This window comes from Vibrio sinaloensis DSM 21326 (assembly GCF_000189275.1).
Classification (GTDB): domain Bacteria; phylum Pseudomonadota; class Gammaproteobacteria; order Enterobacterales; family Vibrionaceae; genus Vibrio; species Vibrio sinaloensis.
The window spans coordinates 1-16,097 of record NZ_AEVT01000003.1 but is presented as its reverse complement, the minus strand read 5'-3'; the positions used below and the strand labels follow the sequence as shown (position 1 = coordinate 16,097).

Below are 16,097 nucleotides of genomic sequence, written 5' to 3'. Positions count from 1 at the left end.
TATCAGCCATGCTATCTCGCTAATGGACAAAAATGAGTTACATTTTTATGGCAGAATATGTACTTAAGCTTTTCCAAAAGAGCAGCTCGTTGGTCTGAGACTCTTCAGCGAGGGAGCTAGGTTCGCTTTCTACTGCAAAATTCATGTTCCAAGCATCGAACGCATCAGCTTTTGGGTCATAGCCAAGAGCTCTTTTGGTTTCAGTGATGTCCAATCTCTTAAAGCGATTATTTGAGATTCCATGCGCAATGACGAAAGGTTCATCACTTAATTCAGCCTGAATACTATTAATTAGTAGTGAGCAGAGGTCTTGCGGCTCACTCCATGCACTCAAATCTCTTGAACTCATTTTGTTCCATTCTTGCTGATACTCAAAAGCACCAATTCGAACCGCAACTACCTGTGTATTTTTTTGATATGCATAGTATGCACCTAATGCTTCGCCAAACACTTTACTGACACCGTAAAGGTTTTTTGGACGCGTAGGCATCCCCTCTTTAACTTGAATATCAAGTGGGTAACCTTCGATCGTTTGCGCACTACTTGCATACACAATACGCCGAACCCCACTTTCATGGGCACTTTGGAAAACGTTGTAAGCACCTATAATATTGGCTGGTAGCAAATGCTCGAATGGCGTATCAGGAGAAGCAAGTCCCGCTAAATGAACAACAACATCAACATCATTCTCTTGAAATACTGAACGAGTGGCCGCTAAATCACTAATATCTAGTTTTATTCCTCGTTTATCATCGACGCTCAAATCTGCAAGGATCAATTTGTGATCGGGGAAGAAGGCATCAACATACTTTACCAATGCAGAACCAATTCTACCGTTTGAGCCTGTAATTAAAATTGTTTTAGACATCTCTCACCTCCAATGAATGATACAACGTTCATGTGCGCGCAACGCCTAATTACCAAGCACGGTTAGTTTGAACTTGAGTTTGCGCTTTCAATTTGGAACTAGACTAATTACCATAATGACATTAGTAAATTGACATAATTTAATACCGATATGAAAAATGCTAATATCAGTGTAATGATGCTGAAGACATTAGATTCACTTCGAGAGACTGGAAGCATCAGTCGAACAGCTGAGCAGCTCCACGTAACGCAAGCTGCCGTCAGCCATGCAGTGAAAGCTATTGAAACTGTTCTAGAGACGCCAATTGCAATCCGAGAATCGAGAGGTGTTGCTCTCACCGCTGCCGGATTAGCAGCAAGTGAATCTGCATCCATCGCACTTAGCGCCATAAATAGTATTTTAGAGCTCGCGGGCTCCTCCATAACGGGTTCAGTGAATGTTGCGACAATCAACTGCGTGTCTCGCGTCATCCTTTCTGAAATCTTGGCTAGTACTCGAAGAACACACCCAGACCTAGAGATCAACTTATTTTCTGGCACTGACCAAGAAGTGGAGCATTGGGTAAAAGCAGGAATCGCAGATATTGGTATCGCATACAACATGGATCCTGCTTGCAGTGAGTTACTCTTCGAGGATGAGTTTTACTTTATTTCTCCGTTTGGGCTTCCGAAAACATCGATTGTTAATTTAGTGAGTTTGGACGACAAACCGATTATTGTGTCATCCTCCGGGTGTGAGAAATTCGTCCAAGACTTGTTTGATGAGCATGGTCAGAAACTGAATATAAAAACAACAGTTTCTGACACTGCTGCACTGTTTTCTATCGTGGCATCAGGATATGGCACATCACTAATCCCTGGTCTAGCCTTTCCCGATGATTGGAAAAAGCAAGTCTCTCGCCAGAGCGTCTCACCAACTTTGCGTTGCGAACTAAGGCTGATGTGTGCTCCAGGCAAAAGTGAGCTTAGTACCGTTCAAACATTAGCTGAGAAAATACGGGAAGTATCAAAAATCAAGCGTCAATTGATTTGATATTCGTGGCGATAATTGATGGATATAGTAGAAATTGTCATACATTCTAGAGTCTTCTTACTTACGCTCTAACTCGAAGTGGGGCAAACAACTAAGCACAGCCCTTTAGGCTTGAGGTCTGCAAAGGTGAGTAACAAAAATCAATGTGACTCATTTCTTTTGTATCGCCACACCTGCTTTGCGATGGTATCTCCAACATTAGAACAAAAAAAAGCGAGCCACTGGGGCTCGCTTTTGCTTATTCTAGTTGTAGAGTCTGTTACAGAAGCTCTACCGACTGCTGCGCAATCACGAATTCTTCGTTAGTTGGAATAACCATTGCAACGGCGTCTAGCAGCTCGGACTTAGCGATAATCCCGGCTGCGCCAAAGCGTGCTTCCTCGTTGCCCTTCTCGTCTTCAACGAAACCAAGCAGTTTTAAATTTGCTAGGATTTCGCGTCGAATTGGCAGTGAGTTTTCGCCGATGCCGCCAGTAAAGATCACCGCATCTAGGCTGTTTAAAGGAATCATGTAAGAGCCGATGTACTTAGCTACGCGGTAAGTAAAGACTTCAAACGCTAGCTTCGCGCCTTCGTGGCCTTCTTCCATTGCTTCAAGAATACCGCGAGCGTCTGACGTTAGGCCCGATACACCTAAGAAACCTGACTTCTTGTTTAGTGTTTCGAATACTTTCTCTTGGCTCCAACCTTTTTTCATTAGGAACTCAATGATACCCGGATCAAGGTCACCAGAGCGAGTGCCCATCATCAAGCCAGCAAGTGGCGTGAAGCCCATTGAGGTATCAACTGATTGGCCATTTTCAATCGCACACACTGAAGCGCCGTTACCTAAGTGAACGGAGATAAAGCTCGCTTGCTCTACAGGCTTATTAAGCATCTTAGCCGCTTCTCGGCTTACAAAATAATGGCTAGTGCCGTGGAAACCGTATCGACGGATGCCGTACTCTTTGTACAGTTCGTTTGAAATCGCACCAGTGAAGGCTTTTTGAGGCATTGTTTGGTGGAACGCAGTATCGAAAACAGCAAATTGAGGTAGGCTTGGGAAGGCTTGCATTGCCGCCTTAATACCTTTTGCGCCTGCTGGGTTGTGGAGCGGAGCCAGATCAGACAAGTCTTCAATTTCTGCAAGTACTTCATCATTAATACGTACTGTAGAAGTGAATTTTTCGCCACCATGAACGATACGGTGACCAACGGCAACGAGCTCATTAGTAAAGCCCAATGATTCCATTAGGGCCACAATTCGATTGATTGCATGTTGGTGATGGTTGTCTGGAGCAGTAATGGCTTCTTCTGTTTTCTCACCATTGTGTTTCCAACTGATCACAGCCTCCGGAAGACCGAAGCACTCTCCAAGACCAGTAACGATGGCGTCACCAGACTGAGAGTCAATGACCGCAAACTTAAGGGATGAGCTACCAGAGTTGATGACCAGCACAAACGAGTTAGACATAAGGGATGTATCCTGTTTCAGACCGAGTATTGAAAGCACTTTGCTTGTATCGTTATTACCCCATTATTCAATTATTTTTGAATCTTTCAACTTTCTTTGCTCATTTTCAACAAAACAAATAAATTTTGTTGATCTAAAGCAACTGTTGATTTAATTCACAGATGAAAATTAATGTTAATTTTATAATTAGCAGGTTGAGACCTACACTGTTAGTACTGCAAACCATTTGACCAAACTGATGGTTTAGGGTGGTATCCATAACAGCGTTCCTGACTGCATAAGGTGTCAACTTGTTTACATTAGCGATCGCACTTATTTTGGCTGGTGTTTTGTTACTGATCTTCGGGTTGGTAACTGCAAGAGGTATCTGCGCCAAAACTCGCCATAAAGGTTGGCAAGCCCTGAGCATACTGATAACCAGTTTTATTCTGGGATATACCTCTGTCCTTGTCTCTCTCATTGTTAGTCAAACCATTGATGCGGTTGTGTTCGGTCTGTCTATCATTCTGTTTTGCGGCAGTATTTTCGTTTACATGGTGACCCGCTTCAGTCTCAATACTATCGATAAACTGCACAATCTGGCCGAGGAAGAAAAATACAACGCGTTACACGACCCGCTTACCAGTCTGCCAAATCGAAAGCACTGTATAGAGACCATCAATTGCCTCATTGAAGGAGAAGTCCCGTTTCAACTGATGCTTTTGGATGTCGTGAACTTCAAACAAGTGAACGACGGAATGGGTCATTTTTGCGGAGATCAACTGCTGATTCAAATAGGCCAACGCATCGCAACCTACATAGAAAAAGGGGATTTTGTGGCACGGATAGGTGGTGACGAGTTTGTGATAATTTGCCCTAATAGAGATGACATCAGTAGCCAAACCTTGGCGAATCAAATCAACTCGTCGCTGAAAAAAACCTTCTCGATCGATGGTTTTGAACTGACGACCAGTGCCATCATTGGCATCAGCAGCTTCCCACAACAAGGCCGTGATGCCGAGCAGGTAATCAATGCTGCCGATGTTGCCATGTATTGGGCGAAAAAAAGCGGTCAGGAGATCACCCGCTTTAAGCCTTCAATGAGTCAAGGAGCTCGGAAAAAACTGCAAATCTCACGCGCGATTGACGAAGCGCTAGAACGCGACGAGTTCCGTGTCTACTACCAACCTATCGTGTGCAGTAAACTCGACGTGGTGTGTGGCTATGAGGCGTTAATGCGCTGGATAAAGCCCGATGGCACCACCATCAGCCCTATCGACTTTATCCCTGTTGCTGAGCAGAGCAATAAAATCACCTCTATCACTGAATGGGTGCTAGATAAGGTCGCGCAAGACATCCAGCAATTTTTTCAGCATGGCCTGCATTGCCCCATACACGTCAACCTATCCGCAAAAGACTTAATGGGCAGAAATCTCGAGAACCAGCTCACCAGGCTCTCTCAACAATACCCAGATTTTGTTAACGCCGTCGTGTTGGAAATTACCGAAAGCACGGCCATTAATCGATTAAGAAGCCCAGAACAACTCTTGGACAAGCTCAAGTCGCTAGGCTTCAAAATTAGTTTGGATGACTTTGGCACTGGCTACTCCTCTCTCTCATTGCTCAGAGACTTGCCTGTTGACCAAATAAAAATAGACCGGTCGTTTCTCTATCAACTGGAAAACAATGAGAGAAACCGCTCTATCGTACTCAACGCGATTTCACTTGCTCACGGGCTGGGTTATACGGTGGTTGCGGAAGGTGTGGAGGAGCCGGAAATATTACAGATCTTACGCAAATATGGCTGCGACTATATCCAAGGGTTTTATTACAGCCCAGCCATTCCGATTGAAGAAGCAATTCAGTGGAGCTTAAACCATAACCCACCACAAATTGGTGAGCTGGCCCACTTCACTTAGTTTATTGCCAAACGAGCGCAATCGGCTCTCGGCGCGCGAACAAGTGTACATGTGATTCTATAATTCCTATCACGCCTTTGAGCTTGTCTTCATCGCTCGCACTGCAACTGATGGTGAGCTGCTGCTTTTCATGATCCACCAGCATGCTAGCTTCACCCATTGGAAAAGTGACGTGACCACGATCGTCATCCCATGTCGAATCGACTTTTCGTGCAAAGTGACGGCACAACACCGTTAAATATTTGCTCGCGTGCTCAGATTGAATAGTGGTGAATTTAACCATTGTATTTTCTTCCATGTAAAAAAAGGCTGCCCAATATGGGCAGCAAATGTGTTTAAAGCAAAAAGACGAAAATAATAAATATGCTGTTATATAACGCTCACGGCTTAAAACTGGTAAGCAACGGAAAGCTTGAAGTTACGGCCAGGTTCGAAATCGTCTGCGGTAACATCGCCGACTACACCGGTTTTAGACGCGTGAGACGCATACTCAGCATCAAACACGTTATCTATACCGAACGTAAGGGAGAAATCCTCAACACTAGATGGAATCCATTGTGCGTAAAGATTATGTACGTTGTACGCTTCCTTCACTGGCGCACCTTCTAACACGTTGTCTTCCTCAAGCACCACAATCGATGTCCAACCAAATATCGTGTCTAGTTGGTCTGACTGATAATCTAGCGTTAACGCGATGCTATCTCCGACATCAATACTGCGACGCGACGACGGGCTTAATGAGCTTAATACAGGTCCACCATTGGTTTTGTCTTTGTTGTCTGAGCGAGAGTAAGACACCTTAGAAGTGAAGTTCTCATAGCCGTAAGTCGCACTTAACTCAAAGCCTTTAAATTCAACATCGCCATAGTTAAAGATTTGATAGCTAGCGCTTGGGCGGTCGTATGTTGCGTGAATATAGTCGTCGATTTGCGTCTTAAAGACCGTTAGGTTTGCGCCAAGGTAATGTTCATCGATGAATTTCTCAAAGCGCACTCCACCTTGAGTATTGAGCCCGGTTTCCGCCTTGATATCCTCATCCATAAAAGCAACAGTTTGGTACTTGATAAAAGACTCCAGTAGCTCAGGCCCTTTAAATAAGCTTCTTGCGCTAGCAAACAACGTCCAATCTGTTGCCACTTGCCATTCGGTAGCCAAAGACCAAGTCACGTCATCAAAGTTATCCGTTCCAGTCTCTGCTTTGCGTTTGTAGTCGTCGTAGCGAAGGCCGGCAGTAAAGCTTAAATCATCCGTTAAGAATATTTGGTTTTCTACGAACACCGCACGACTGATGGCGTTTTCATCGGCGTACTTGTCCCCACCATAGGTACTCTTACTGTTTTTATCCATGTAATCGGCACCATAAGTAACGGTATTGGCAAGATCGGCGACAGCATAATCCGTTTGGAAGGTTGCATTGATGCCTAGGTTACGGTTTTCTGCCGTATTAACTGATTTACGATCGCCTGGCCAACGGCTTTGAACGTCAGACTCATCACGAGTGATTTCGGTCTTGCTGCTGTATAGAGCAACCTTACCGCGATTCTCATCCCCTTTTAGCTCATAAGATAAAGTCACCGTGTCACGGTCATAATCTGTTGGCATTAACTCGTCATTCGAGCGAGATTGAATCGCATCGACTGACCAGTTTGGTCTTGGGTTATAATCGCCGCTGTCACGATACAGGTCATAAGCAAGTTCAAATCGGTGTAAATCAGAAGGCTCAAAGCCGATTTTACCGAGAATGTTATAAGTATCTCCTGCAAGCCCGATAGTTTCTTCACCACGGCCATCTTTAAAGTCATCGCGGCTGACATAGTGCCCGTACAGCATTGCATCTGTCTTCTCGCCAATCAAACCGTAAACCGTGAGGGAACCTTGCTGGCTGGCATTAGTTGCGTAGCCACCATACACGCGAGCACCAAAATCTTGGTCACTATGACGGAGCAAATCTTTTGCGTCTTTGGTCTCGAAGTAGACCGCCCCACCGATACCATTCTGAGTCACTGAGTTGTTACCCACTTGAATATCAGCACTTTTTAGAATGTCTGGGTTAAGAGTTAGGTTACCGATATGGTGGAACATATTGGCGTGCTGAGAGGCACCGTCCAAACGAATATCCAGTTCAGTTTCACCTAAACCACGAATGTTTATTCGCTGATTCACCGAGTGTGTACCACCGACATCAACCCCTGGAATATCGCGCAACAAATCAGACATATGGTCAGCTTGTTTAACAGACATATCTTGCGCACCCAACGATTCAGTATTGCTCGAGACTTTCGTGCCCCAAACAACCACTTCATCAAAGTAGCTGGTTTCCTCAGCGATTGCGGTTGTGTTGATTGCTAAGCCGACAGCGCAGCAGATAATTGATTTTTGCAGAGGTGTGCGAATAACCCTTCCCATGAGACATCTTTCCTAGTTGGTAATGATAACAATTCGCATGTATGATAAGTTTCAATTCTATTAACGAGAAGTATTTATCGTTATGCCAAAACGCATAACTATTATGAGGAATCGCTGAATGAGCTGCGCAACTCAGCAAGGAGTCAACATCCCAAAGGTAGTGTTGACTAAGACCATTATTGAAGATGATAAAAAAGTTATCTTTAGCAAAAACCGTTTCAAAGATGCGCCCATTTTGGAAGGTAAATTACTGAATTATCAGTCGGCCGACACTTTCACATTATATGGTGGAACCAGCTTAGAGTTGGTGGACTCACATATCGTCGCATCGATCAAACCCGCAATCACCATCACTATTGTGGTACAAGGTAAACTGACATTTGGTTATGACGACCTTGAACTATCATTAGATGGAGATAAACAGGTTGAAGCCGTCATGGTCAACGTTGCCCAGCCCGCTAGCTTTCATCGGAGTATTGAGCGAAACAACACCCTGACCAAAATCAATTTGATTCTGTCCCCTCAATGGGTGATGTCTCGCCTAGGTAACGAGGACAGCGCGACAGCCTTCTTGTCCGGCCACATGCAGTACATACGCTTAAACGTCGATAATGCACTGATGAAGTCCGTTAACCAGCTATTATCTTGCGAACAACCGCGAGATTTGATCGCCAAACTCAACTTTGAATCTTTAGCGCTGCAATTGGTTGAGAAAATGTTTGTCCGTTTAGGTTCCACCACCACTTATCAAGACTTCACCCAGCCTGATTCTAAAACCAACGAACAAAATCTGTCTGAGCGAATCAAAGATATTCTCTATTACATCGAAACGCAGCTTAAGCACTCGTTAAACCTTGATAGTATTGCCAAACACTTTTCAATGAGCAGTTCTAATCTGCAAAGAATTTTTAAAGAAGACGTGGGAATCACGGTAAAAAGCTATGTACGTCAGCGCCGCTTGCATCTCGCAAAGAGTAATTTAGAGAAAGGGTTGGTCACCATTACTGAAGCCGCGTATGAGGCGGGTTATAACCATCCGGCAAACTTTACTATCGCATTCAAAAAAGAGTTTGGCATTCCACCAGCAAAAGTAGTAAAAACAGAATAGGCATTACAATTGAACTGAGAGAGTGAGCTCAGACGAGGTAAACATGAATATTGGAGCCATTGCCAAATTAACGGGCCTTTCAAGCAAATCGATTCGTCTTTATGAAGAGAAAGCGCTCATTACCCCTCCTCGTAGAAGTGATTCGGGATATCGAGAGTACAGTGACCAACATGTTCAGGAGCTCAACCTGATCTCACGAGCAAAAAATGCAGGCTTCTCTCTATTGGAATGCAAAGAGTTTGTCGACTTGGCGCATAACCCAAACCGTAAAAGCCGAGAAGTGAAAGCCAAAGCGCAAGAAAAACTGCAAGAAGTGGAAGTTCGTATTCGTGAGCTTCAGGAAATTGAAAAACAACTTAAGCAGTGGGTATCCACCTGCCCGGGTGATGAAAACAGTCAATGCCCGATTATTGAAGACCTCACCAAGTAAAAAAACGCCCAGTACTCAATGACTGGGCGCCTAATTAAACGGCTAGTAGTAGGTGCACATCCGCTTACCGTCGACTTCAACAATATTAAATGGCGTCTCGTAGATGCTTTCCAATATGTCGGCTTGAATAACCTCACTCACCTTGCCTTGAGCCACCACTCGGCCTCTTTTTAGTGCGATAATGAAATCGGAATAACAAGCGGCAAAGTTGATATCGTGAATCACCACCACAACCGCTTTGTTCATCTCATGCGCCAACCGTCCGATATTGCGCATAATCTGCAGCGAGTGTTTGATGTCTAGGTTATTGAGTGGCTCGTCTAAGAAGACATAATCGGTGTCTTGCGCCATGACCATTGCGATAAAGGCCAGTTGGCGTTGACCACCGCTGAGTTCATCAAGGTATTTGTTTTCGATCGACACTAAATCGAGATACTCAATCGCTTGATCAATCACTCGCTTGTCGTCTGAAGTCAACTTGCCCTGTGAATAGGGAAATCGACCAAACGACACCATCTCACGAACCGTAAATCGCATCGTAATTGAGTTGGCTTGACGCAGCACCGCAAGACGTTTGGCGAGCTCTTTGTTATCCCATTCAGACAACTCTTTGCAGTCTATGTAGACCTCTCCGGCATCTTTACTTACCAGTCGGCTTGCCATTGATAACAAAGTACTTTTCCCCGCTCCATTGGGACCAATTATGGACGTGACCTTGCCTTTCTCGAACTCTGCGTTTGCTTGATCAACAACGATGGATTGACCAAATGCTTTTTTCAGCCCTTTTAAACTAATCATATCTATCCTAAACAATCTTGTTACGCAGCAGCATGGTCAAAAAGTAGAGACCGCCAATAAAGTTGATGACCACACTCAGTGTTGTCGTGAAGCCAAACACATTCTCAACGATCCACTGACCACTGAGTAACGCGGCAACCGAGAGTAAGGCAACGGCGACGAACAGTATCTTGTGCTGGTAATTGGAAAACATTTCTCGGGTAACGTTGGTCACCAACAAACCAAAGAACAGTAATGGGCCAATTAATGCCGTCGCGATGGAAATCAGTAGCGCAGACAGAAGCAGGATTTGCAACGTTACTTTTTTTACGTCTACCCCGAGGCTTATCGCGTTATCTTTGTCGAGCCAAAACACGTCGAGTAATCGGTGAAGTGTGTATAAACGCCAGGAAACCAAACAAAGGAGTGGTGCGCATAGGTACACCAAATCGACACTCACGTTATTAAAACTCGCAAACATGTTCGCCAGTACTGCGGCGAAGTCGGTTGGGTCCATAAGCATAATCAGAAATGCCGAGCTGCTATCAAAAACCTGACCAAGTATCACGCCAAGCAGTAACAACACCATTAGATTTTGTCGCTCACCCCGAAAATAAAAACCGAACAGCAACAAGGAAAAACCAAGCATTGCGATAAGCGAAACGACAAAATTAACGTAACTGTTCATCGCTATTCCGGTAAGCCCACCAAATAGTGCAACCATCAGCACTTTGGAGAACAAGTACAAAGAATCGAAGCCCATGATACTCGGGGTAAGAATTCGGTTGTGAGTAATCGTCTGAAACGCCAATGATGACAGCCCAATAGAAACACCAGCAATCACCATTGCTAGTACTTTGGGTACGCGGCGAGACAAGAAATACTCATAGTTATCAGCGGTTAACCCTAAACCAATAAACAAGCCAGAGAACAAAATCGCAATGGCTGCAAGTAACAGTAGTTTGTGTTTATCTTGCATTCTTTTCTCCTTGCAAGATAAAGAAAATAAACACAACACCACCAACAAGACTGATAATATTGGTGATCGGCAGCTCATAAGGGAAGATGATCAAACGGCCGATCAAGTCACACCCCAGCACAATCAGCGCGCCCAGTAAGGCGGTGAGTGGGATGTTCTTCCTTAAATTGTCACCATAAAATCGGCTGACCAAATTAGGCACAATCAAGCCAAGAAACGGCAACTTACCCACGATCATGACCACAGAGGCTGACATAACTGACACCAGCAAGACGCCAATAATCAGGACGTGCTGGTAGTTTAGGCCCAAATTAACCGCGAAGTCTTTACCCAGACCAACCGCTGAAATTCGCGTCGCATATAAGTAGCTGAACAAGGCAAAAGGGATAGCAACATACAACAGCTCATAGTCACCCTGCAGAAGGTTAGCGAAATTGGCTACGGCCCAGCTGGACAGGTTTTGAATCGCGTCAAACTTATAGGCGAAAAACGTCGCGACTGATTCAATCACGTTACCAAAAATGATGCCGACCAAAGGCACAAACACGGCATTCTTAAACTGAATGCGGTTAATGAATTGAACGAAAATAAGTGTCCCCAGCATTGCCGTGCCGAAGATCAACCACAACTCTTGTCCATTACCAAACAGAACCAAGCTGAGCACGTAGCCCAACATGGCACATTCGATGGTGCCAGAAGTTGACGGCGAAGCGAATCGATTCTGGCTGATCTGCTGCATGATAAGGCCAGCAATACTCAGGCCTGCCCCAGCCAGCAAAATCGCCGCTAATCGAGGCAGCCTGCTGGTTAAAAGCAACTGCCAGCTCGCTTTATCCCCTTCAATCAGTTGGAATACGCTTAGCTGCCCTATCCCAACGAACAGGGATACTAAGCTAAGAACAATCAAGGTACACGCTAGTGTTTTCAAAGTAATTCTCTTGAAGCAAAAAGACCCCAAGCAGGTCGCTTGAGGCCTTGTGTAACCGCTTTGGTATTAGTTGATTTCAGACACAGACTTAATATCGTCTAACATTTGCTCGGTGGCACGCATGCCCGCGATGGACAAGTACCAAGCATTCACATCCAAGTATGAAAGCTTATGGTTTTTGTAAGCATTGGTCGCTTTAACCAGATCATTCTCGAAGTCACGTTTTACGTTGCTGCTCTTACCCTTGTTGATAAGGATATCTTTATCAATCACCAATAGAGTCGACGGGTTGTGCTCACGAATAAACTCGTAAGAGACCAAATCTCCGTGGCCTTTTTCTTTGATGTCTTTCACCGTTTCAGCAAAACCGAAATCTTTATAAATCACACCAAATCGTGAATCAGCACCAAATGTTGTGACCTTACCACCGCCAGACATCACAGTAAGTGCGTCAACACTGTTGTCTTTGTTATAGCCTTGAATCTGCTTAAACTCTTTATCAAGTTCGGCAATTTTCTTTTCAACAAAGTCTTCTTTTTCGAATACTTTACCTAGGTTACGCCACTCATTTTGCGTCGCTTGCCAGTAGCCCTGCTTTCGATCTAAAGCATAAACAATCGTAGGTGCGATCTCAGAAAGCTCTTTATATTTGCTGGCACCACGTGGGCCAACAATGATCAGGTCAGGTTTTTGAGTGTAAATAGTTTCAAAATCTGGCTCAAACAAACTGCCAGCAGACACGAACTCCCCACTACGATATTGAGATAAGTAGTCTGGGTACATGCTAACACTGGATACCGCGACAGGCTCAACCCCCATCGCCTTGACTGTGTCTAATGGCCCAAGACCAATTACCACGACACGTTTAGGGTTAGTCTCTACCTTGGTTGTCCCTTGAACATGGTCTATTTCTACTGTTTTCGCATTGACAGCACCCGCCGCGAACATAAGCGCGATTGCTAAACCCTTCATTCTCATTTTATTCGTCCCATTCCATATTAAATGCAAAGCATTATCATTTAGATTCAAGCAAATGTCACTAGTGTGCAAGAGATTAATATGACGGATGGATAAGCGATACTCGCTTTGATTATGCAAGATAAGAGAATCGTTATGAAAAACGCGAATTTATCAAGAGAAGTAGAAGCTGGATTAGAGTCAATGGGAGGTCAAGCCTCCCTAACTCTTAGAAGAAGTCGATTGAAGAACGGCCGTTCTTACTTCCACCTTGCTGGGCAGGTTTATCTTTCGAAGCCGACTTTTTAGCAGGCTTTGAAGATGACTTCGATTTGGCAGGTTTTTTGGTTTGTTTTTTCGCTTTCTGAGTGTTTTTAGCGGCTTTAGCCGGTTTTTCTTCTGGTTCAGTTACGGGAGCATCGCACACCACAACGTAATATTCTTGGTTAAACTCAAAAAAGTCACCGTCGTACATTTTGCGTCGCTTACGTGTTTCTAGCTCACCGTTTACGGCAACATAACCCTCAGCAATAAAATGTTTCGCTTCACCGCCCCCACCGACAAGGTTGGCGATTTTAAACACTTTATACAACTCGATAGGATGAGAAGACACCTCAATGCCAATGGCTTCAATCTCTATCTCTTCCCCTTGCTCGTACTCTTCGCTCATATAGAACTCTATGGTGGATTACTGTGTTACGCAGAGTCTAATCACAATATCTTCAGAAATAAACTAAAGTTACTAATAAGGGTATCAAATAGGCAGGTATTCATGTGTCGCGTTGGCTAATTGGATTATTAACGTTATGGTCAGGCTACTCGTTAAGCTACGAGGCTCCCATTGAGGTCACTGTTTATGGGGATAACGCTTACGCACCATACAGCTATGAAGAGAACAATCAAGCAAAAGGAATCTACGTTGATATTCTCAATGCCGTCTTCAATGAAATGGACGGATACAGCGTTACAATCGTTCCCATTCCTTGGAAGCGAGGCTTAAAGCTGCTGAAACTCGGGAGAGGCTTTGCTCTCTTCCCTCCTTACTATTACTCAGACAAGCGACCTTACATTTCCCCCTATTCCGAACCAATCCTCAACGAAGAAGTGGTGGTTTACTGTCATCCAGACAGTGTTCAAGGCCAATCTTTACAAAGCTGGCCAAATGATTACTTGGGCTTAACGGTCGCAATCAATGAAGCCTTCGAGCTTGGTGGGAGCGATTTCTGGCATCACGTAAAACAAGGAAAAATCCGCTTAAGAGAAGAAAAAGGCAATCGCTTGAGTTTGTTGAGTCTCTATAACAAAAAAGCAGACTGTTACCTCAATGACCGGATGTCAATTTTGTGGGAAAAGCAGAACATGACTGATGAAAACGTGCTGCCAAAAAGTTTTCGTCTGAAATTTGGCACGGTTGTTAGCTCTGAGCAAGGGTACCTTGGTTTTACTCGTGAATCAGCAAAAAAGTACCCGTATAAGACTGATTTTATAGAACAATTCAACTTTCAATTAAACCGTCTAAAACAGAACGGCACTATCGACAATCTGATAAAAAACCACCTACCAAATGACAATTAAATGACGCACATGACATTTAATTGACCATTTTTCCACTTTGGAAGATCTGCCTTTCCACCTTTTCAGTCAGCTTTGCCTTACATTACATCCATCGGAACAATACTTCCCATGGATGAACGAATAAAAGCTAATAAGAGAAAATAAAATGATGTCAGCAGTAAAAACACTTGTACTTGATAGCCAGCCAATCGTGCGCGTTGCAGTGGAGCAACTGGTTTATGAGTTACTGCCACACGCTCAAGTCTTACAGGCAAACTCCGCTTCTTTCGGTGTACAAATGGTTAAGGACCACGATATTGATCTAGTGATTCTAGATGTCGATTTAGAAAGCTCAGACGGTTTTGAATTTGTACGTCGTGCACGAGCTCATGGTTACACAGGAAAGATTTTATTCCTATCGGGTAACAAACACCCAATGTACTCAGACACGGCCTATAAGCTGGGTGCAAACGGATATGTGGCTAAGTTCGAGTCAACACCAGTGCTAAAAGAAGCCATCGTCAGCGTCGTTCGAGGCTACAGTGTGTTCAAACACGAAAACGCGTCTCGACGCAGAAATACGACCTTGTCTAACCGTGAAACCGTTGTGTTTAACTACTTGATGAAAGGTTACACCAATAAAAAGATTTCCGAGCTTCTTTCACTAAGCTCGAAAACCATCAGTACTTACAAGTCACGTATTCTAGACAAGTACAATGTAGACTCAATTGTTGAGCTAATGAACTTGCAAGAGCACTTGCACGTATCTTTGTCTGAAGTTAAAACAGATGCAGCTTAAGTTTGTCTGCAAGCAACTTATGTAGAGGATTGGTCTGATTGACCACCTTAATATTCGCTACAACCGACGGTGGATGCTCCAACTGCAAGTGTTGGGGCAACACTTCAACACAGTATTCATCCTGATTGATTAAATGTTCCATCGCCGGAAACAAGGTTGCGCACTCTTTCGCTTCAAGTAGTTGAAACAAACAGGTGATATTGTCTACCGTTGCAACTTTTTCGATTTCAATCCCACATTCAGCGAGCGCAATTTTGATCACGGCTTTCTTTTCTTGCCAACCTTTCATCTCCATCAATACATAAGGCATCGCTAACTTTTCTTCTAACGTCTTTGAACAGTATTTCTTCGACGTTACGATGCCGGCTTTGTATCTACCCAAGTGCTTTTGATAGACAGTTTTTGTCATCTCGGGATTAAAATATTGCAAGCCAATATCTATCTTATCGTCCAACAGATCATCAACGGAGGTATCGCTCCACGTAGTCAAATGAATTGAAGCGTTTGGAAAAGTATCAAACAGATCAAGCATTAACGCTTTACCTATCAAGTACTGCGCCAAACTTGGAATTGCGACTGTGATTGGTTTGTCATAACTTGCAGGGTCAAACTCTTCTTTCTCGATCGCCCCTTTAATCAACGTCAAGCCTTTTTCCACTTCAGGTAATAATTGAAGCGTGAACTCTGTAGGCTCGTATTCATGAGCCCCACGAACAAACAGCTGATCATCAAGTTGCTCACGCAGTTTTGCAAGATGCTTACTGACCGCACTTTCGGTTTTTCCAAGCTCCTTCGCCACTGGCTTTAATTGACGGTGTTTATGTAATAGTGATAACACCTTGAGCAAATTTAGATCTAATTGTGACTTCATAGCCTACCTGTTGTTTCTACTTTGTTGATATGACGAA

16 protein-coding genes are annotated in these 16,097 nt (G+C 44.1%); 6 read left to right on the top strand and 10 right to left on the bottom strand.

Going from position 1 to position 16,097, the window contains the following annotated elements; all coding sequences use genetic code 11:
• Positions 1-37 precede the first annotated feature (37 nt).
• Positions 38-868, bottom strand: coding sequence for an NAD-dependent epimerase/dehydratase family protein (locus RH45_RS00620; RefSeq protein WP_008072572.1), 831 nt, complete (start codon positions 866-868; stop codon positions 38-40).
• 150 nt (positions 869-1,018) lie between these two features.
• On the opposite strand from RH45_RS00620, the gene RH45_RS00615 reads away from it, so the two are divergent.
• Positions 1,019-1,900, top strand: a complete 882-nt coding sequence (locus tag RH45_RS00615; RefSeq protein WP_100086072.1) for a LysR family transcriptional regulator — start codon at positions 1,019-1,021, stop codon at positions 1,898-1,900.
• 259 nt (positions 1,901-2,159) lie between these two features.
• On the opposite strand, the gene RH45_RS00610 is transcribed toward RH45_RS00615, so the two are convergent.
• Positions 2,160-3,353, bottom strand: a complete 1,194-nt coding sequence (locus RH45_RS00610; protein ID WP_008072569.1) for an acetate/propionate family kinase — start codon at positions 3,351-3,353, stop codon at positions 2,160-2,162.
• A 290-nt stretch (positions 3,354-3,643) separates the two neighbouring features.
• On the opposite strand from RH45_RS00610, the gene RH45_RS00605 reads away from it, so the two are divergent.
• Complete coding sequence (locus tag RH45_RS00605) at positions 3,644-5,251, top strand: putative bifunctional diguanylate cyclase/phosphodiesterase (protein ID WP_008072566.1); 1,608 nt, start codon at positions 3,644-3,646, stop codon at positions 5,249-5,251.
• Between the two features lies 1 nt (position 5,252).
• On the opposite strand, the gene RH45_RS00600 is transcribed toward RH45_RS00605, so the two are convergent.
• Positions 5,253-5,534, bottom strand: a complete 282-nt coding sequence (locus tag RH45_RS00600; RefSeq protein ID WP_008072565.1) for a DUF2218 domain-containing protein — start codon at positions 5,532-5,534, stop codon at positions 5,253-5,255.
• A 104-nt stretch (positions 5,535-5,638) separates the two neighbouring features.
• On the bottom strand, positions 5,639-7,657 hold the full coding sequence (locus tag RH45_RS00595) for a TonB-dependent siderophore receptor (RefSeq protein ID WP_008072564.1): 2,019 nt from the start codon (positions 7,655-7,657) through the stop codon (positions 5,639-5,641).
• 118 nt (positions 7,658-7,775) lie between these two features.
• Here RH45_RS00595 and RH45_RS00590 point away from each other — a divergent pair, with 118 nt between their 5' ends.
• Positions 7,776-8,765: an AraC family transcriptional regulator gene (locus tag RH45_RS00590; RefSeq protein ID WP_008072563.1), complete on the top strand. Its 990-nt coding sequence runs from the start codon at positions 7,776-7,778 to the stop codon at positions 8,763-8,765.
• 43 nt (positions 8,766-8,808) lie between these two features.
• Positions 8,809-9,195, top strand: a complete 387-nt coding sequence (gene cueR / locus RH45_RS00585) for a Cu(I)-responsive transcriptional regulator (protein WP_008072562.1) — start codon at positions 8,809-8,811, stop codon at positions 9,193-9,195.
• Positions 9,196-9,237: 42 nt separating this feature from the next.
• On the opposite strand, the gene vctC is transcribed toward cueR, so the two are convergent.
• The 5 genes from vctC to RH45_RS00560 all read right to left on the bottom strand — a co-directional run bounded on the left by vctC (position 9,238) and on the right by RH45_RS00560 (position 13,506).
• A complete protein-coding gene (gene vctC, locus RH45_RS00580) occupies positions 9,238-9,993 on the bottom strand; it encodes an iron chelate ABC transporter ATP-binding protein VctC (protein WP_008072561.1) in 756 nt (251 codons plus the stop codon).
• Positions 9,994-10,000: 7 nt separating this feature from the next.
• The gene (vctG, locus tag RH45_RS00575) at positions 10,001-10,951 is read right to left on the bottom strand and encodes an iron chelate uptake ABC transporter permease subunit VctG (protein WP_008072560.1); all 951 of its coding nucleotides are present in this window, start codon (positions 10,949-10,951) and stop codon (positions 10,001-10,003) included.
• Positions 10,941-11,879, bottom strand: coding sequence for an iron chelate uptake ABC transporter permease subunit VctD (vctD, locus tag RH45_RS00570; RefSeq protein ID WP_008072559.1), 939 nt, complete (start codon positions 11,877-11,879; stop codon positions 10,941-10,943). Before vctD ends, vctG begins: the two co-directional genes overlap by 11 nt.
• Positions 11,880-11,945: 66 nt before the next feature.
• Positions 11,946-12,851 (bottom strand): siderophore ABC transporter substrate-binding protein, encoded by a 906-nt coding sequence (locus RH45_RS00565; protein WP_008072558.1) that lies wholly within the window; start codon positions 12,849-12,851, stop codon positions 11,946-11,948.
• A 214-nt stretch (positions 12,852-13,065) separates the two neighbouring features.
• Positions 13,066-13,506, bottom strand: coding sequence for an RNA-binding S4 domain-containing protein (locus tag RH45_RS00560; protein WP_008072557.1), 441 nt, complete (start codon positions 13,504-13,506; stop codon positions 13,066-13,068).
• A 104-nt stretch (positions 13,507-13,610) separates the two neighbouring features.
• Between RH45_RS00560 and RH45_RS00555 the strand changes: the two genes are divergently transcribed.
• Together RH45_RS00555 and RH45_RS00550 are read left to right on the top strand one after the other, a co-directional pair.
• The gene (locus RH45_RS00555) at positions 13,611-14,411 is read left to right on the top strand and encodes a substrate-binding periplasmic protein (RefSeq protein ID WP_008072556.1); all 801 of its coding nucleotides are present in this window, start codon (positions 13,611-13,613) and stop codon (positions 14,409-14,411) included.
• 145 nt (positions 14,412-14,556) lie between these two features.
• Positions 14,557-15,189 carry a response regulator transcription factor gene (locus RH45_RS00550; RefSeq protein WP_008072555.1) on the top strand — a complete coding sequence of 211 codons (633 nt, stop codon included), beginning with the start codon at positions 14,557-14,559 and terminating at the stop codon, positions 15,187-15,189.
• Here the strand turns inward: RH45_RS00550 and RH45_RS00545 are convergent.
• Positions 15,170-16,060 carry a LysR family transcriptional regulator gene (locus RH45_RS00545; protein WP_008072554.1) on the bottom strand — a complete coding sequence of 297 codons (891 nt, stop codon included), beginning with the start codon at positions 16,058-16,060 and terminating at the stop codon, positions 15,170-15,172. The two genes, RH45_RS00550 and RH45_RS00545, sit on opposite strands and share 20 nt — an antisense overlap.
• Between the last annotated feature and the right edge of the window lie 37 nt (positions 16,061-16,097).